This is a genomic window from Psychrobacter sp. PSP (assembly GCF_024085615.1).
In the GTDB taxonomy this organism is placed as follows: domain Bacteria; phylum Pseudomonadota; class Gammaproteobacteria; order Pseudomonadales; family Moraxellaceae; genus Psychrobacter; species Psychrobacter pacificensis.
In genome coordinates this window covers 138,609-157,520 of sequence record NZ_JABLTF010000005.1, presented here as the reverse complement: position 1 = coordinate 157,520, position 18,912 = coordinate 138,609, and the positions used below count along the sequence as shown (strand labels likewise).

The following is an 18,912-nucleotide window of genomic DNA, read 5'->3' as shown; positions in this document are numbered from 1 at the left end:
ATCTGTACATGATTATCTAGCCATAGAGACAAAAAAGCCCACTGTTATTAGAGTGGGCTTTTTGTTTTTATTGCACGAGCGTGTTGCATCAGCTCAATCGACTCATCACTTGCAGCGGCAAACGCTTCATCGCCTGTCCCACGATTGACCATGGTAAGCTCGGTACACACGCCTCTTCTACCTCGGCCTCAATCGCGGCAACGATCGCTTTGGTACCTGTCTCAGTATCGACTTCAAACGGCAATGGCTTGGCATTCGTATTAATCTCAGTACGGATGTAACCGGGATAAATAGTAGAGACCTTAATAGGCAACTTAGTCAATAGCATATCAGCACGAATCCCTTCTGCAAGATGTGCCAAACCTGCTTTACTCGCGCCGTAAGCTGTCAGGTGCTTAGGCAGGCCACGCATCGCTGACATGCTCGACATGACGACCAGATGACCACTGTTTTGAGCCCGAAAGATATTCATCGCCGCTTCGCATTGTGCCAATGCCGAGATGAAATTAATCTCAACGGTACGGCGATTGGTATCAAAACGTCCTTTACCAATACGGCGACTATCGCCAATCCCTGCATTGACCACGATACGATCAATAGTGCCAAAGTCAGCAGCAAATGCGTCAAATACCTTAAAAACAGCATCATAATCACTGACATCTAACGCTTGGTATTCAACGCGTATATTAGGATATGCTGCTACCAGCTCTGACTGCAAGCGCTCTAAACGATCAGTACGGCGCGCACAGATAGCAAGATTATAACCAAGCTTAGCAAACAATCTTGCCATACCCTCGCCCAATCCTGAGCTTGCTCCTGTGATCAGGACGGTTTTGCCTTGACCAACCTGCTGTTTGTTTAGGTCTTTTAGATAGCGTGATGGCTGAACGGCGCTAAATACCTGAGCTTTACTTTGTTTGGCGCTTTTAGTGACTAAATTAAGCAGTTTGTGTTGCATAAGCCCTCCCTTGTATCGACTCTAAATGACACTCCAGTTTTATAGATCCTCTGTACCAACGACAAAAACTGGTTGACTAAAATCGTTTATTGTAATGGCTAATGCTCTACAAATACGTGGCGATTATGTATAAAAGCGCATCCAAACCCATTGACTCAATTATCGCCACGTCACAAACTGCTTACCTTCAGAAAATAAATGACTGTATTCATTTAAAGACAATAAATGCGCGCGCTGACTCTTTAGGGTGATCGATGTCACGCCCGTATTGACTAAGCTCTTATTTAACTGATAAGCGGTTTGACTGCCTTGGCTCAGTAGCTTTGCGGTAATGGCAGCGATGACACCGCCTGAGGTAAAGACCAATACAGTGCTATGTTGGTCTAAGTGCATATCGGCTATCTTTGTACGTACTTGTTCAAGCGCTTGCTGCGCTCGCTCATTGAACTGCGGCCAGCTTTCAATATAATCCTGATCATTGTTGCCACCATGCCAGCGCTGCATCGCTTGATCAAACAGCTCAGCAAGACGCCGATTTGGTGATTGAGCATTGGCAATTTCAGCGGATATCTCAGCTTGGTTATCAAAATCACCAGCGGATTTCACAAACACATCTTTGTGATTGAACTCGTCAAATTGTGGCAAAATATAGCTTTCATGCTCATCAAAGTTGATGGCTGTCGCAATGGCCATGTCGTCATTATTGGCCTGAGCAAACGGTTGATACCCTTGCCAAAAATGGCGAGCAGAGTCTTGTTGCCTGACCAGATTACCCGTAAATATCGCATCGATACGGCGCTGGGTATTTGCATAGTGTTGACCCAGCATTTTTGCTTGGGTTTCACCTAGCTCTGACAGCCGATCATAGTTTTCTTGACCAAAAGAAGCCTGACCATGACGGGCTAAAAGTATGGTTGTCATAAAATACTGCCTTTTATTATATTGTCCAAATTGCGGTTTTTCTTATACTTCAGCTGAATCAGAGGGCTTAGCAAAATAGCCTTTTGGTAAAATGCCTTTCACTACTTTTTGTACAGGGTCTGGCAATTTCTCAATCGTTGCCGCATCGACTCCTCTGTCTTCTAAATATGGCTGAACGTGTGTATTGAACAGCGCTTCGCCTTCATATTGTGCAATCAGTTTGAGACATTTGGCATGCATGACATGTATGGCAAGCCACGCGTTTTTAAATGCTGGATTGGTGGTTTGTTTATGATAGTAGCGATAGTAGATTTGCTGAATGATACCTGATAGACGAAACAGCCCAAACACTTCATAAAAGGTCCAGTTATCTATCTGTAGTCCAGATTTTTCTAGATAATAAGCAACCACTTCGTCACGCGTCATCATACCTTCTAAGTGAGTTGGCTGGCGACGAAACTGCTGCATGACAATATTGTCGTCTTCCTCAATCCAGTAAGCCAACGCACTACCCAAGTCCATTAGTGGATCGCCAAGGGTTGCCATCTCCCAATCGAGGACTCCGATAACTTTAGTCGGCTCGTTTGCATCGAGTATGACGTTGTCAAAGCGCCAGTCATTGTGAATAATGCACGTTTTGCTATCAGCAGGGGTATGCTTTTTGAGCCACTGTCTGACCAAGGCAAAGCTTGGGACGTTGGGTGTCTTTGCTTTGATATAACGCTTGTCCCAGCCACTAATTTGGCGCGCGCAGTAGCCATCACCGCGACCCAAATCAACCAAATCAGGATGCGCTGTATAATCTATTTGATGCAGCTCTACTAGCGCATCTAAAACATTGGTGCAAAGCTGACGGATTTGTTCAGGATCTAGATCGACCCCTTTTGGTAAATTGGCACGGGGAATGATCCCTTCCATACGCTCCATGACATAGAAATCAGCACCGATGACAGATTCATCTGTACATAGCGCAATCATTTCGGGCACATAAGGATAAGCATTTTTTAATGCTTTTTGAACGGTATATTCGCGTACCATGTCGTGCGCAGATTTTGCCTTGGTACCTTTTGGTGGACGGCGTAAGATAAGATCTTGGTTTTTATCATCGCCTTCATATTGTAAGCGATACGTCCAGTTAGAAGCCCCGCCTGAGAACTGAGTGACTGTAGGCTCGCCTACGACATCGACACCTTGGCTACGTAGCCATGCGCTGATAGCTTTGGCATCAAGCTCCTCACCCTCACGCACCGCGCCGCCTTTATCTAATACTCTATGGTCAGTTGACATGTGACATTCCTTATCCTGTGATCAGTTATTTTTATAACTTATGCTTATAGTAGTAAAAAATTAGTAGTAAAAAACAGTCATAGTGATGGAAAATTCACTACTAAATCGTTAATAGTGAATTTCCAATTTTTTATTTTCAGCAATAGTGGCGTGAGCAACTTAAGGTTTACTCACACCCATTGATTAATATTAGGTTTTGTTAGACTTAGAACGGCTAAAGCCCTGACGCTTTAGCTCTAGCTTGGCAATCATGGTTTTATGTACTTCATCAGGACCATCTGCCAACCGTAGCACACGAGCTTGCGCATAGAAATTTGGTAACAATGTGTCTTGGCACACACCCATGCCACCATGAATCTGAATCGCCATATCAACCACTTCTTGTAACACCGTTGGCGCAACCACTTTGATCGCAGAGATTTCAGTGAGTGCCGCTTTGGTTCCTTGAGCATCCATTTTTTGCGCCGCATAAAGGGTTAGCAAGCGCGCTTGATCAATTTTGATACGCGCCTCAGAGATACGCTCAAAGTTTCCACCCAATTGTAGTAATGGTTTACCAAAGGCCGTGCGCGACATGCCGCGTTTCACCGCCAGCTCTAAAGACTTCTCAGCCGCGCCGATACAACGCATGCAGTGATGAATACGACCTGGCCCCAAGCGACCTTGCGCAATCTCAAAACCCTTACCCGGCCCACCAATAAAGTGACTGACGGGCACACGTACATTATCAAAGCTGACCTCACCATGACCGTGCGGCGCATCATAATCGCCAAACACTTTAAGCATACGTTTAATATTCACACCCGCAGTATTGACTGGTACCAGTACCATCGAGTGCTGATGATGACGATCTGCGCTTTCATCCGCGGTATAGGCCATAACAATCAAAATATCAACCGCAGGATCGCCAAGGCCCGATGACCACCATTTGCTACCATTAATGACAATTTCATCACCATCGACCACAGCAGTTGCTTGCATATTGGTGGCATCGCTTGAGGCCACATCAGGCTCAGTCATACAAAACACTGAGCGGGTCTCACCTTCTAATAGCGGCGTGAGCCATTTGTCTTGCTGTTCTTGCGTACCATAGCGCCATAATAGCTCCATATTGCCGCTGTCAGGCGCATTGCAGTTAAACACATGCGGCGCGAGCAAACTGCGACCCGTCAGCTCTGCAATTGGTGCATAATCAGTGACTGAAAGCCCTGCACCTAAAGTGTCGTCAGGTAAGAATAAGTTCCATAAACCCGCTTCACGTGCTTGTTTGCGTAGGTTGTCATAAGCGTCTGGCCATTCCCAGTTTTCCCAGTTTCCATCAGGATTTTTCTTATGACATTCTTCCCAGAATTGGGCTTCGATGGGTTCAATATGCGTTTCAATGAACGCTTTGACTTTGGCATGCATGGCTTGACCATGTTCCGTTGCGGTAAACATTAAATTGTCGCTAGACATAAATGACTTCCTTTTCTTTATTGATTGTCTAAATCAGGTTTTGACAAAAAGCTCTGCGAGATCTTTAATGCGAGCTTTAGTGTACGGACGTATACTGTTTTCTGTATCCTACATTTATAACACAGCAATTATGATTAAACAGCAAAAAGGCGCGACCCGTTAGGACACGCCTTTTACAAAATACAAACAGTGTATTGCTGAACATATGACCGCTAAAATATTAGCCATCAGACATCATAATGATATCTAACACTATTTTAGAATATTCAAACGGCTGTTTAGCTCAAAACGTGCGAGCGCATCTGGCAGTTTATCCACTGCCATACTGAGCGTCGCTTCTGCGGCTTGCGCAAGACCCAGCTTCTCTGCCAGCGTCGGCTTTTGACGTGAATGTAATGCGTACACCTCATTGTCTTCCATACGCTCTAAGATGTAGCTGTCAGAGGTTTGTAAGCTGTCAATCAGGTTAAGCTTCAACGCATCTTCACCATACCAATGCTCACCTGTGGCTACTTTGGCAACATCAAGTTCTGGACGATAGGTATTGACGAAATGCTTGAATAGCTCGTGCGTCTGCTCTAGCTCTTCTTGGTATTTGGCACGATCTTCGGCATCGTTTTCGCCAAACACAGTCACCGTGCGTTTATAGTCGCCAGCCGTAAACATCTCATAATCGACATCATGGTTTTTGAGCCATTTATGAAAGTTTGGCAATTGTGACACCACGCCGATTGAGCCAATAATCGCAAATGGCGCTGCCACCACATTGTCTGCCACGCACGCCATCATGTAGCCACCACTTGCCGCCACTTTATCGACGCAGACCGTTAGCTTTAGACCAGCGTCCTTTAAGCGCACCAATTGCGCGGCTGCCAATCCATAACCATGCACCAAACCGCCACCTGATTCGAGGCGTACAATCACTTCATCGCCTTTGTTAGCCGTACTGATTAAGGTGCTGATTTCTTCGCGCAGATGCTTAACGGCAGTGGCTTTGATATCACCTTCAAAATCCAAAACAAAAACTTGCGAGGCATTGTCAGGATTTTTTTTCTGCTTTTTACTTTTTACTTTTAGCGCCTGCTTGGCTTTTTTTGCCATAGTTTTTTTGAATGCTTTAAGCGCAGCTTTGCCTTGGGTGGCTTCCATTAAATCTTCACGGCGCTGTTTTTGCGCTTCATTTAAGTGTCTTACTTTTAGCTCAACCGGGTTTTTTGGTGGATGAAATAGCATGATTACAAATCCTCAAGTCAGTAGGTATATCACTATAGATGTTTTTATTCAGGTATGGTTGATATGCGCACGCTCGCTGGTATTTTCAAGCAAAATGACAATATTTAACCTAATATAGATATCGCTCAATAAATACAGCCGATACCAATGCATGGCTACGCTTTGATTGAACTCAGCCGGTTGTATAACAAAGGTAGATTAGGCATAATATGCGTTTATATCAAATTTTCTGCAGCCAACGTGATGACCCTTTGTCTTGATCGCGTTGTTTGTGTGTTTTTTTGGCAAATCGCTTGAAACGCACAGCAATGGCTGCATTATTGTACTTCGAATTGGGCTGATAACTGGATAACAATATTATGACGCAAAGCACTATGACGCAAAGCGAATACCGAGACGAATATTGCGGAGCTGTAACCGAGAGCTTGCTTGAGCAAACCATTAGTATCGTAGGCTGGGTACATCGTCGTCGCGATCACGGTGGCGTGATTTTCTTAGACATGCGTGACCGCGCGGGTATCTTGCAGGTGGTTGTCGATCCTGATACACCAGAAGCTTTTGCAACGGCCGATGCGGTACGTCCTGAATACGTACTAAAAATCACTGGCCGCGTACGTCGTCGTTATGAAGGTACTGAAAATAACAATATGACCAGTGGCCAAATTGAGCTATTGGGCAAAGAAATTGAAGTACTGGCCAAATCTGAAACACCGCCATTTCCCTTGAATGACGAAAAAACGACTGTGTCAGAAGACTTACGTCTAAAATATCGCTATCTCGATATGCGTCGTCCGCACATGCAAGAGCGTATGGTATTCCGTGCCAAGGCAACCTCAGCGATTCGTCGTTATTTAGATGATCATGGTTTCTTGGATGTAGAGACACCTATTTTGACACGTGCAACGCCAGAAGGTGCGCGTGATTATCTTGTACCATCACGTACCCGTCCTGGTAACTTCTTTGCCCTGCCGCAATCACCACAGCTATTTAAGCAATTATTGATGGTGTCAGGTTTTGACCGTTATTATCAAATCGCGAAATGCTTCCGTGATGAAGATTTACGTGCCGATCGTCAGCCTGAATTTACACAGGTCGATATCGAGACATCTTTCTTGAACGAAGAAGAGATCATGAACATCAACGAAGGTCTGATCAAGCATTTGTTCAAGACCATGATGGATGTTGAGTTCGAGCAATTCCCTCGCATGACATATGCTGAAGCAATGCGCGACTATGCATCAGACAAGCCTGATTTACGTATTCCACTGAAACTGGTTGACGTTGCCGATTTGATGAAAGACGTTGATTTCAAGGTATTTGCCGGTCCTGCTAACGATCCTAAAGGTCGCGTCGCTGCCCTTCGCATTCCTGGTGGCGCTTCATTGAGCCGTAAGCAAATCGATGCTTATACCAAATTCGTCGGTATCTATGGTGCACGCGGCTTGGCTTATATCAAAGTCAATGACGCAAGCCTCATCACCAATGGTGTGGATAAAGAGTCTGGCCTACAATCACCAATCATCAAAAATATGACTGATGATGTACTTGTGAGCTTGATTGAGCGTACTGCTGCAGAAGATGGCGATATTATTTTCTTTGGTGCAGATAAAGCCAGTATCGTGAATGACGCAATCGGCGCATTACGCCAGAAAATCGGTCTAGACTTAGACATGACCACTTGTGAGTGGGCGCCGCTTTGGGTGACTGACTTCCCGATGTTTGAGCAAACCGATGACGGTCAATGGACGTCAATGCATCATCCATTTACCAAGCCTAGAGGCTCTGTTGAGGAGCTGAAAAACAACCCAGAGTCTGCGCTATCTATCGCTTACGACATGGTATTGAACGGCACTGAGATTGGTGGTGGTAGCTTACGTATCAATACTTATGATATGCAGCAAGCCGTCCTTGAGGCATTGGGTATCGGCGAGCAAGAGGCAGAAGACAAGTTTGGTTTCTTACTTGATGCCCTAAAATTTGGTGCACCACCGCACGGCGGTTTGGCGTTTGGTTTGGATCGCTTGATTATGCTTATGGTAGGCGCTGACTCTATCCGTGATGTGATCGCATTCCCGAAAACCAAAACTGCTGAGTGCCCACTAACTCAAGCTCCTGCTGGAGTGGATAGTAAGCAGCTACGTGATCTTGGTATCCGTGTGCGTGAAAAAGCACAAGCCGACACCAACAAACCTGCTCAATAAAACATTTGATGATGTACTATTGCTGTCTACAGTGCTTGTTACGCGATTCATCGCCATGTGAGTGGTTATGAATCCGTATCATGTTTTCAAATTCGTGCCATTGTCTGTACTACAGATGCTGGCACGTTTTGTCGCTTGGGTGATCGTCAAGATACCAAGTCTTAGCATCATGCGTACCATTCATATTAATATGGCGCTGATTACTGACAAATTGTCTGAGCCGCAAAAACGCGCACTGACCAAAGACATCATCTATCATCAATGTCTGAGCAGTATTGAATCTATCAAAAGCTGGGCAATGCCACCTGAATGGAGTATTGCCCAGATTCGTGACGTCCATAATAAAGATATTCTACTAGAAGGTCTTGCCAATCCCAATGGCATGCTGGCTATCGTCCCTCATCTCGGTACATGGGAGATGATGAACGCGTGGCTCAATCAGTTTGGTTCGCCAACTATTATGTACAAGCCTGTGGACGGCAGATTCGCTAATGAGTTTATTCTTCAAGGGCGTGCGCGTCTCAATGCAACCTTGGTGCCTACCGATGGTAGCGGTGTTAAAGCCGTGTTTAAAACCCTCAAGCAAGGCGGCTTTAGTATTGTATTACCAGACCACGTCCCAGATCCGTCAGGCGGCGTAGTCGTTCCTTTCTTTGGTATCAAAACATTAACCAGTACCCTTGCCTCAAAACTGGCGAGCAAAACCAAATGTGCCTTAGTTGGCTTGTCTTGTATTCGTCGTAATGATGGACGCGGTTTTGATATTTACTGCTATAAGCTCGACGATCCAGCGCTATATGACCGCAATACCGAAGTCGCGACTCACGCACTCAATCAAGCTATGGAGCATATGATTAAAGACAACTATAGTCACTATATGTGGGGCTATCGACGTTTTAAGCGCATACCAAATCTAGGCAATCCTTACCGAAAAGATAAAGCCACTTTAGCAGCCTTTATTCGGTCTCATCACGCTAATGCTAGTCGTTCTGGTAACGATGTAAGTGGTTCTTTTACTGATGACACTAACATCGATAATCGCAAGTAATAACTGTACTATCGTTTACTGATTTAGACATATCATCAATCACAGTTATGCTAATATTGGCTAAGTTCTGTACCCTCTAATTTCTATTAGCCCTTCATTTACCTCACTATTATCTCACTACGAGTGCATTATGACATCTGACGTAACTAAAACCTTACCTATAGAACCAACACAAAACCATACTGCTGAACAGCGTTATATCATTTGTATGAAATGGGGTGATAAATACGGTCCTGAATACGTCAATCGTTTGTACAATATGGTGAGCCGTCATCTGAGCTTAGATTTTCAAATGGTTTGCCTAACTGATGACAGCACAGGTATTGATCCTGCGATTGCTTGTTATCCCATACCTGACATGGATCTACCAGCAGGTCCTGAACGTGGTTGGAAAAAGCTCACGACCTTTAAACCTGAGCTATATGATTTAAAAGGTGTGGCACTATTCTTAGATATTGATATTGTGATTGTCGATAATATTGATGCGTTTTTCACTTATCAAGCGAAGCACGAAGACAGTGTGGTCATTATCCGCGACTGGAAAAAGCCGTGGCGTATGATTGGTAATAGCTCCGTGTATCGCTTCAATGTTGGCATGAATACCTATCCTGATTTGCTGGCAAACTTTGAGCGCAATTTTGAGACTATTCGTACGCAAGTGCGTCACGAGCAGGCTTACCTCTCTAACTATTTGCGCGAGCATCATCACCTAGAGTACTGGGATAAGACATGGTGCGTGAGCTTCAAGTATCAATGTATCGCGCCCATCCCTTTTAACTTTGTGCGAGCGCCTGCTCTACCTGATAATGCAAAAATCGTCATCTTTCATGGTGAGATTAACCCGCCCGATGCCATTGCTGGTAGCGGCGGTAAATGGTATCGACATGTGAAACCAAGCCCATGGTTAAAGCAATACTGGCAGTAAATATATAGCCATGAACCATGTGTATATAGTTCACCAATAGTCCAAACAATTTGCAGGCAATGCATTAGGATACAAGTTATTTGAGGTCAACGACTGGAACATAGTATGGCGTTATATTTGAGATTACCTGCTACCGCTGGGTTCAACATTGATAACGAGCTCATCGTTATTAGTGCTTTTAATGCCAATGAAGCAGAGCAAGGTTTGCTTGGACAAGACGTCAATATTATTGCCTCAGGGCCATCGGTACAACAATTAGCGTTGTCAGAACTATTAGACACGCCCACTATTTTTGTCAACGGTAGTATCAGCCTTACTGAGCACCACGCCTTCGATCATATTGCTGGTTATGTCATCAGTGATGCGCGCTTTATCAATCATCAACCTGAAATTCTACGGCAGCATTATACGGGTCAACCTTTGTATGCAACATTAGCCGTCTTTGAAGCGATGGCAACTGCTCATCCTGATATCATGCGTACGTATCATCACGCCATGCGGGTATTGTATCCAGTAGACAGACCATGGGGCGTCAAATCAAATAAGCTATCATTCAATAAGCTCATATTTAAGAAAAAACGCCTAAATAAGAAAATGCCTTTATCCTACTTTATCAATCATCCGAATTTTGTTATTGATAGCAGTCAAAGCGCAACTGAGATCGGCGTCTCACTCAATGTTACTCATGGATTTGTCGAGGCGGGTACGGTTGCTTACGTAGCCACACAGCTGGCTTTCTCACGCCATGCAGCGACCATTCACCTATATGGGATTGACTTACTCAATAGCGATCAACCACGGTTTTATGAAAACAACCACAACCGCGCGCCAAGTACGCTGAACAAAGTCATGAACGAGCGCATTGTGCCTTCGTTTAACTTATTGGGTAGAACTTATAAGACTCACGGTATCGATGTCATCAATCACTCTCCTGTCTCAAAAGCCTTATTTGATACTCTCTAATCTCTCGTCTCTACTGTCTAGCACCTTGCTTTACCAATAGACCAAACTTTAGATATTGCTGCGCGATATGATTTGGCAGTAGCTGCTGATTTAGCGGCACTATGTAATTCGTCAGATTGTCTACTGCTTGATCGATGAGCATCACCAATCCCTCAATATCACCGACGGGTATCAAGTTTTTGACAGGTAACAACTCTCTTGGACCAAATGGACAATCGGTACTGATTACTGGTACGCCAAGAGCTTGCGCCTCTACAATGACATAGCCAAAACCCTCAAACTTGGAGGTAAGCACCATTAATGCCGCTGAGGCAATGATTGGATAAGGATTACTCTGAAAGCCTAAAAACCTAACACAGTCATTAATCTTAAGTTGGAACGCTAGCGCTTTAATCTCTGCTTCAAGCTTGCCTTTACCGACCAATACTAATGGCAGCTTCCGCTCTGTTTTCGCATAGGCTTGTAGCAAATCTCGATGACCTTTCATCGTATCGAATGAGGCCACATGAATAATATAGTGTTTGTCTATTAAGCCAAACTGTTCGATACGTGGTTTTTGTAACGCTTTGCTTTGGATCCAAGTGGCATCGCAAGGATTATAAATGGTTGTGGTTTTAGTGATGTCTCCTAAAATTGAGATTAAGTCCTTGCGAGCGCCATCGCTGACGCAGCTACAGGGATGAGCACCATAGACCATACGTAAGTGACTTATCGTCTGTAGTGGTTTATCAGATAATTGATACTCAAACTGCTTAGATAGCGCTGTATGCAGCACATTCACGATGTTGGGTAATTGGCTGTACGCCATAATCCAATTCACTTTATAAATATTAGCCAATATCAGATCTGGCGTCCCTATTTGGCTAAGCACATACTCATCAATGCGCTTAGCGACTGCTTCGTAAGCCTGTGCCTGCTTAGAGTTTGGCTCAATATCTTGCTCAGAAAACATCTCATCGTATGGCACGATATGATAGTGAATGTCAGCATCTAACGGCATATCCTGTGTTTCTTCTAGACATAAAATATGGACGCTATGACCCACTTTTGCATAAGCGCTTGCCAATGTAGTCACCATCCGCTCAGCACCTCGGCCTTCAAGTGCTTTTAAAATAAATAGAATGATGGGCATTGATATCTCAACTTGGTTTTTTGAATGATAGTCATACAAGGCTACCAAAGGTCATAATTATTGCAGCGTTCTGACTTTATGTGCTAGTCTCATCTACTTTTATTCACTACAGTATAAGCTAGGCTTATCAACTGACGCGTAAAAAATCATGAATATTGTTGATTTTATAAATCAGTTAACCTTTGCTAATACAGGTATCAATAAATATCATAGCTGATCTAAGTAGAAACAACATTTAAATAGAATGTATAGCCACTAAAGACACCTATTGACAAAAACAGGATCAATCATGCAGCAACTTGATGAGAAAGCAATAGACATTGTTATCGCTTGGGTGGATGGTTCAGACCCTGTACTCAAACAAAAAAGAGAGTCCTACAAGCCAAGTAACATCGTAGCGTCAGATGCCATAACTGCCACCCGCTTCGCAAGTGATGATGAGATATATTACAATATCGCCTCTATCATCAAATACGTGCCTTTTTGTCGTCATATTTATGTGGTCACCGACCAACAAAAACCTGCATTCATTGATGAATTTGCCAAGCAAAATATCTGTGCAGCAGATAAAATACGTATTGTCGATCACAAGGAAATATTTTCGGGTTATGAAGAATTTTTACCGACCTTCAACACTCGATCAATTGAGACGATGATTTGGAATATCCAAGGATTGTCTGACTATTTTATCTATATGAACGATGATTTCTTTTTTAATCAACCAGTGACGATAGATGACTTTTTAGACAGTGAGAAGCTAATCATTCATGGTGAGTGGCGTAAAAGTGCTGCTTTGAATGCCAAGCTCAATTTTCGAAAATCACGCTTTAAGTTGTTTGGCACACCGATACAGCCAAGGCATACTATCGCGCAAATGTTAAGTGCTAAAATACTGGGCATGAATCAGTTTTTTGAAATTCATCACTACCCTCATATTGTCGATAAAAATATCTTAAAGTCCCATTTGTTGAATCATCCGCAATTATTGACCGAGCAGATAAAATATAAATTTAGAGATGTGGCCCAAGTGAATCCTATAACGCTAATGAATCATCTAAAAATTCAAAAAGGCGAAGCAAGTTTAAAACCTAACACCTCTATCAACTATTTAAAAAATGAGAATAGCGTAGAAGATTTTATTCTTGCCTTAGAAGATAAAACTATTAAATATGGCTGTATTCAAAGTTTGGATCTTCTCAAACCAGACTTATATAAAAAAATCAGCCAAGCTATGAGGCACAAATTCTTGGCTTATCTACCTGCTTCTTTGATAGCAAGCACCGATAAATAAATTTAAATATATTTAGTTTAAGATTGAATGGTGATTAATTTCACTTCCTCTTGATTTAAACCAATAAAAGCTCAAAAATCACTTGGATATATTATGAAAATAGCAGTAGTAGGTACAGGCTACGTAGGCTTATCGAATGCAATGCTGTTAGCACAGCATAATGAAGTCGTTGCTGTCGACATTGTCGCTGAAAAGGTAGAATTGCTAAATAATAAGCAGTCTCCTATCGAAGATACAGATATCGACAATTTTTTATTGAACAAAGAGCTCAATTTTTCTGCGACGCTGGATGCCAAAGAAGCTTATAAAGATGCAGATTTCATCATCGTTGCCACGCCGACTGATTATGATACCAAGACCAATTATTTCAATACCTCCACAGTAGAAGCCGTCATTGAGCAAGTGCTGTTAGTGAATCAACAAGCAACCATTATTATTAAGTCTACAGTGCCAGTAGGTTACACAACCAGTATCAAAGAACGTTATGCGACTGATCGCATTATTTTTTCGCCTGAGTTTTTGCGAGAAGGTAAGGCACTACATGACAATCTTTATCCTTCACGTATCATTGTAGGCGCACAGACTGAGCAGGCTCGAATATTTGCCAATTTATTACTTGAAGGCGCAATCAAAAAAGACGTACCGCTATTGTTCGTTGAGCCAACAGAGGCAGAAGCCATTAAATTATTTTCTAATACTTATCTGGCAATGCGTGTGGCCTACTTTAATGAGCTTGATACTTATGCGCAAACTTTTGGACTCGACACCAAACAAATCATCGAAGGGATTGGCTTAGACCCTCGTATTGGCAATCATTATAATAACCCTTCCTTTGGCTATGGCGGCTACTGTCTGCCCAAAGATACTAAGCAGCTGCTCGCAAATTACGATGAAGTGCCAAGCAACCTAATAAAGGCCATTGTCGATTCTAATAGAACCCGCAAAGACTTTATTGCCGATAAAATCATCGAAAGACAGCCAAAAATCGTAGGAATACATCGTCTAGTGATGAAAAGTGGGTCAGATAACTTTAGAGCATCTGCCATACAAGGCATCATGAAACGTATCAAGGCAAAAGGTATAGAAGTCGTTGTCTACGAGCCTGTGCTAAAAGAAGACAATTTCTTTAATTCGCGTGTGATTCAAGATTTGAGCGAGTTTAAAGCGATGAGCGATGTAATCGTTGCTAATCGATTATCAACTGATATACAAGACGTAGCGGATAAAGTGTTTACTAGAGATCTATTTGGGAGCGACTAATGAAAATACTGGTCACTGGTGCGGCAGGTTTTATTGGTTTTCATTTAATCAAGGCGATACTAGAAACAGATCTATCTGCTAGGGATTACTTTATCGTTGGTATCGACAATATCAATGACTATTATGATACAGATCTAAAAGAAGCGCGTTTGAGAATATTAGGTGAGATATCAGATCCAGAAAGTTTTACATTTATTAAGTTAGACCTTGCTGATCGTGAAGCCATGTCTGAGCTTTTTTCCACCTATCAATTTGATATTGTCATCAATTTAGGTGCCCAAGCAGGTGTGCGCTATTCTATCGAAAACCCTAATGCCTATATCGACTCAAATGTGGTTGGCTTTGTTAATATTCTAGAAGGCTGTCGTCATCATGATATCAAGCATCTGATCTATGCCAGCTCCAGTTCTGTCTACGGTATGAATATTAAGCAGCCATTCACGACGTCTGACTGTGTTGATTTCCCTATTAGTCTATATGCCGCTACCAAAAAATCCAACGAGCTTATGGCACATAGCTATAGCCATTTATATAATATTCCTACGACAGGATTAAGGTTCTTCACTGTTTATGGCCCTTATGGTCGACCTGATATGGCATATTTTTCGTTCACAAAGAAAATTCTAGCTGGCGAGCCAATTAATGTTTTTAATAATGGTGATATGCAGCGTGACTTTACCTACATTGATGATATCGTCAACGGTATCATTCGCATTATGAATAAGGCCCCTTCGCCCCAGCATTCTACTATTACGACTGCAGCTGCCCCCTATAAGATTTACAACATTGGTAATAATCAGCCTGTCACTTTGCGCCGTTTTATTACTGCCATTGAAGATGCTTGCGGTAAAAAGGCACAGGAAAACTTATTGCCCATGCAAGCAGGCGACGTACCGATTACTTACGCCGATATAGATGAGTTGGTAGAGGACATTGGCTTCAAGCCTGAAACCAGTATTGAAGAAGGTATCAAACAATTTGTCGATTGGTATAGACAATATTATTCAGTTTAAACAAATAACAATGATCTCTAAGGCTTATATCATAGAGATTAAGGCGCTAATATCTTTATATATTTTTAAAGGATTTTGATAACATGGCTACACCTTCAAGTTGGCAGAGAAAATTGATATTGATCTTTCGAAGCGAAAAAAGATTGAATGCGGGTAAGATTATCAAAACCTATAATGATAGAAGCTTTGATGAGATGAAAGCAACAACCATTACTGAATCAATGTGTGATATTGAAGCCTTAACTAATGAGCGTAAAAGCACAGATTTAGAAAACCATTTGAATAACTTGAAATACAAATCGCTTGGTGAGTCTGAGCTCTGCTTTTATCACAACACGCTTATTATACTAATGCGCCGTAAGTACAAAATAGATAAAACATTCGCTGAATTTGAAAGACTATGGGAAGCAGAGAGCGACTATTTATTGACACATCTGTCTTTGCGCTGGATTGTCTCTGCTTGCGATACGTTTATTGATCATTCAAACAATACTCATAGAGCAGCTATCTTGATGAATGTCGTAACTCTAATGAATACTTTACGTACTTATGAAACCAAAAACTTTCTGCAGTTATCCACTAATGCTGAATCTATGCCATTGCTAACTGAAAAAACCGATATGCTTTATGCTGGTGACTTGCCTCTGTACGATGGTCTTACTTATTTTCGTATCGGCACCGATGATAGCTTGAGAAATATGCGAAAACGCTATAATAAATTTCAGAAAGTTGATAAATTGGCCACGACCATATTACTGGCAGTGTTTGAAAAACTGCAGAATAATGACAGTGCTTTTGCTACTCTACGGCAGTTGCACAGAGATGATTGGTCTAAATGGTGGTTGGATTAGTCTATCTCATATATTACTACACGACTACACCCTACACCTTTTATCAAGGCTGCAACCGAGTAATGTCTAACCATTAGTTCTCATAAAATCTATATATTGTTGAGCAATATTAATTGGTAATAACTCTTTGTCAAACGAGGACTGATATCTATCAGCCTTCTCCATTGCTTCATCCATCTTCTTAGCTAATGTATCAATATCTCCCACAGGGACGAGGTTGTGTGGTGGTAGCAACTCACTTGGACCCGATGGGCAGTCTGTACTGATAACAGGTGTCCCTAAAGCCAGTGATTCAGCAATAACCCGTCCAAATCCCTCAAAGACTGATGACAAAACCATAAACTGTGCTTTTTGGATATAAGGATATGGATTTTTTTGAAAACCTAAAAAATGTACACGGTTATCCAAACCTAAAGAAGTAACCAGCTCTCTCATTGACGCCAGCAATACACCTTCACCCAATAATAGAAGTGGCAATGTTTTCCGAGTCTTTGCATAACTTCTAATCAATACTTCATGAGCTTTTTGAGTCTTAAAACTACCAACGTGAATAATGTAACTGTCAAACTCTGGCTCAAACTCTGCTGCCAATTGCACAATCTGTCTTTAGTCAATCGGGTTGTATATTGTCGTTGTATTCATCACACCCAATGTAGCTTGAAAGTCTTTTTCGACTCCTTTACTAATACATATACAAGGATGCCGAGAATATATATTGCTTAATCTTTTATCATTTGCTTTTTTGCCTTGACTTCTAAACAATTCAATTTTTTTAGAAATAGTATTTCTAATTACGTGTGCGATATTGGGCAGACTACTATGGCGCAAGACCATATCGGCTTTATCTAAATTCGCTAGCGTCAATATTGGAGTACCAATCTCTTTAAGCACGTATCTGTCTAATACTTTTGCAAAATACCAGTACCTAAGACTTTTAGTAGGTATAGAGTTATAATCATTTAGGTCTAGTTGATGATAAGTAATATCATCATTGAGCTCATAAGCTACTTTAGATTTGAAGCGTAAAATATGGACATCATAACCTAACTCGTGAAAACCTTGTCCCAGCGTCAAGACCGAACGCTCTGCACCGCCACCTTGCAAGCAGTTAATAACCAATAGCACTTTTTCTTTACTATTCGAATTTTCTTTTTTTTCTGTAGTATTATCAATCATTTATTAAGTATTCTTAAAAATAAATATTTAGGCTTAGAGATGTAGCGGCCCAACTGTTTTGCCAGCTAAAGATTTTGGGTAAATTCTACGTATTTTTCTGCTATTTTGGCTGGTAGCAGCGCTTCATCGAATGGCGCACGAAACGCTTGCGGATTACTCATCGCTTGCTGCATTTTTGCGGCAATGGCATCAACATCGCCCATCGGCATTAAGTTACGTTCTGGTAGTAATTCACTTGGGCCTGATGGACAGTTGGTACTGATAACAGGAGTACCTAGCACAAGAGCTTCAGCAATAACTAAAGCAAAACCCTCCCAGTCAGAGGTCAGTATCTTAAACTGCGCATTTTTGATATAAGGGAAGGGATTATCACGAAATCCTAAAAATATTACTTTGTCTTCTAGGCTTAACTCTGTTACCAGTCGCTCTGTTTCACTTTTATGCTTTCCTTGACCCAAGAGCAGTAAAGGCATAGATTGATCTGTTTTTGCATAAGCATTTACCAATACATCATGACGCTTGGCATCTTTGAAACTACCCACATGGATAATATAGTTTTGGTAGTCAGGGACAAAAGCATCGGCTTGTTGTTGAATACTGTTTTTATCTATTGGATTATGAATGGCAATGGTTGGCGTAATATGACCAAAGCTCTTAACAAAATCTTTTTGAGCACCTTCACTGACGCACACACAAGGGTGCTTGGCATATATATCTATCATTCTTTGCTTTAACTGCTCAGCGTCGTGATTTTTATTAAACTTATAGAGTAGTGATACTGTGTTATGAATAATATAAGTGATATTAGGCAATTTACTATTACTTAGAATACTATCGGCACGATCTAAGTTGGACAGTATGATGTCAGGCTGACCGATATTTTTCGACACGTATTTATCAACAGCACGTGCAAAAATCTGGTCACGTCTTTGTGCCCCTGGTATAAGTTTATACGGCTTAAACTTAAGTACATGGTAGTTAAGATTCGGACTTAAGCCATACTGTACTAACGGCTTAAATCTTAGAATATGTACTTCATAGCCCAATTCATAAAACCCTTGCCCCAATGTTAATACGACACGTTCCGCACCACCGCCTTGTAGACAATTAATAACGAGTAACACTGTTTTTTTATGCTGCTTCATACACGATAACCTATGGAGTAATTTTTCACTTTCTTAGAAAGGCTTATCATTGC

Annotated in this window: 17 protein-coding genes; 8 read left to right on the top strand and 9 right to left on the bottom strand. The window is 42.0% G+C overall.

The features are described 5' to 3' along the window. Positions 1-88 precede the first annotated feature (88 nt). From HL061_RS00720 to sohB, 5 genes are all read right to left on the bottom strand, one after another. On the bottom strand, positions 89-958 hold the full coding sequence (locus HL061_RS00720) for an SDR family oxidoreductase (protein WP_186474628.1): 870 nt from the start codon (positions 956-958) through the stop codon (positions 89-91). A gap of 159 nt (positions 959-1,117) precedes the next feature. Next, on the bottom strand, positions 1,118-1,879 hold the full coding sequence (locus HL061_RS00715; protein WP_071001466.1) for a histidine phosphatase family protein: 762 nt from the start codon (positions 1,877-1,879) through the stop codon (positions 1,118-1,120). A gap of 42 nt (positions 1,880-1,921) precedes the next feature. Continuing rightward, complete coding sequence (locus tag HL061_RS00710) at positions 1,922-3,166, bottom strand: phosphotransferase family protein (RefSeq protein ID WP_252962400.1); 1,245 nt, start codon at positions 3,164-3,166, stop codon at positions 1,922-1,924. A gap of 189 nt (positions 3,167-3,355) precedes the next feature. Continuing rightward, positions 3,356-4,603, bottom strand: coding sequence for an acyl-CoA dehydrogenase family protein (locus HL061_RS00705; protein ID WP_252962430.1), 1,248 nt, complete (start codon positions 4,601-4,603; stop codon positions 3,356-3,358). A gap of 270 nt (positions 4,604-4,873) precedes the next feature. Continuing rightward, positions 4,874-5,854 (bottom strand): protease SohB, encoded by a 981-nt coding sequence (gene sohB / locus HL061_RS00700; protein WP_252962399.1) that lies wholly within the window; start codon positions 5,852-5,854, stop codon positions 4,874-4,876. Positions 5,855-6,228: 374 nt separating this feature from the next. Between sohB and aspS the strand changes: the two genes are divergently transcribed. From aspS to HL061_RS00680, 4 genes are all read left to right on the top strand, one after another. Beyond that, positions 6,229-8,055, top strand: a complete 1,827-nt coding sequence (aspS, locus tag HL061_RS00695; RefSeq protein ID WP_252962429.1) for an aspartate--tRNA ligase — start codon at positions 6,229-6,231, stop codon at positions 8,053-8,055. A gap of 67 nt (positions 8,056-8,122) precedes the next feature. Continuing rightward, positions 8,123-9,103, top strand: a complete 981-nt coding sequence (locus tag HL061_RS00690; RefSeq protein WP_252962398.1) for a lysophospholipid acyltransferase family protein — start codon at positions 8,123-8,125, stop codon at positions 9,101-9,103. A gap of 130 nt (positions 9,104-9,233) precedes the next feature. Continuing rightward, entirely contained in the window at positions 9,234-10,028 is a 795-nt protein-coding gene (locus tag HL061_RS00685; RefSeq protein ID WP_212563590.1) for a glycosyltransferase, read from the top strand. Positions 10,029-10,133: 105 nt separating this feature from the next. After that, the gene (locus HL061_RS00680; protein ID WP_252962397.1) at positions 10,134-10,991 is read left to right on the top strand and encodes a hypothetical protein; all 858 of its coding nucleotides are present in this window, start codon (positions 10,134-10,136) and stop codon (positions 10,989-10,991) included. 10 nt (positions 10,992-11,001) lie between these two features. On the opposite strand, the gene HL061_RS00675 is transcribed toward HL061_RS00680, so the two are convergent. Further along, complete coding sequence (locus HL061_RS00675) at positions 11,002-12,123, bottom strand: glycosyltransferase (RefSeq protein ID WP_252962396.1); 1,122 nt, start codon at positions 12,121-12,123, stop codon at positions 11,002-11,004. A gap of 289 nt (positions 12,124-12,412) precedes the next feature. Here HL061_RS00675 and HL061_RS00670 point away from each other — a divergent pair, with 289 nt between their 5' ends. From HL061_RS00670 to HL061_RS00655, 4 genes are all read left to right on the top strand, one after another. Next, positions 12,413-13,414 carry a Stealth CR1 domain-containing protein gene (locus tag HL061_RS00670; protein WP_252962395.1) on the top strand — a complete coding sequence of 334 codons (1,002 nt, stop codon included), beginning with the start codon at positions 12,413-12,415 and terminating at the stop codon, positions 13,412-13,414. A 93-nt stretch (positions 13,415-13,507) separates the two neighbouring features. After that, positions 13,508-14,674, top strand: a complete 1,167-nt coding sequence (locus tag HL061_RS00665) for a nucleotide sugar dehydrogenase (RefSeq protein ID WP_252962394.1) — start codon at positions 13,508-13,510, stop codon at positions 14,672-14,674. Further along, entirely contained in the window at positions 14,674-15,687 is a 1,014-nt protein-coding gene (locus tag HL061_RS00660) for an NAD-dependent epimerase (protein ID WP_240364993.1), read from the top strand. Before HL061_RS00665 ends, HL061_RS00660 begins: the two co-directional genes overlap by 1 nt. Positions 15,688-15,770: 83 nt before the next feature. After that, complete coding sequence (locus HL061_RS00655; RefSeq protein ID WP_252962393.1) at positions 15,771-16,538, top strand: hypothetical protein; 768 nt, start codon at positions 15,771-15,773, stop codon at positions 16,536-16,538. A gap of 66 nt (positions 16,539-16,604) precedes the next feature. Here HL061_RS00655 and HL061_RS00650 read toward each other — a convergent pair whose 3' ends face one another. The 3 genes from HL061_RS00650 to HL061_RS00640 form a co-directional block, all read right to left on the bottom strand. Further along, positions 16,605-17,135, bottom strand: coding sequence for a glycosyltransferase (locus HL061_RS00650; RefSeq protein WP_252962392.1), 531 nt, complete (start codon positions 17,133-17,135; stop codon positions 16,605-16,607). Between the two features lie 9 nt (positions 17,136-17,144). Beyond that, on the bottom strand, positions 17,145-17,714 hold the full coding sequence (locus tag HL061_RS00645; RefSeq protein ID WP_252962391.1) for a glycosyltransferase: 570 nt from the start codon (positions 17,712-17,714) through the stop codon (positions 17,145-17,147). Between the two features lie 65 nt (positions 17,715-17,779). Continuing rightward, the gene (locus HL061_RS00640; RefSeq protein WP_252962390.1) at positions 17,780-18,859 is read right to left on the bottom strand and encodes a glycosyltransferase; all 1,080 of its coding nucleotides are present in this window, start codon (positions 18,857-18,859) and stop codon (positions 17,780-17,782) included. Between the last annotated feature and the right edge of the window lie 53 nt (positions 18,860-18,912).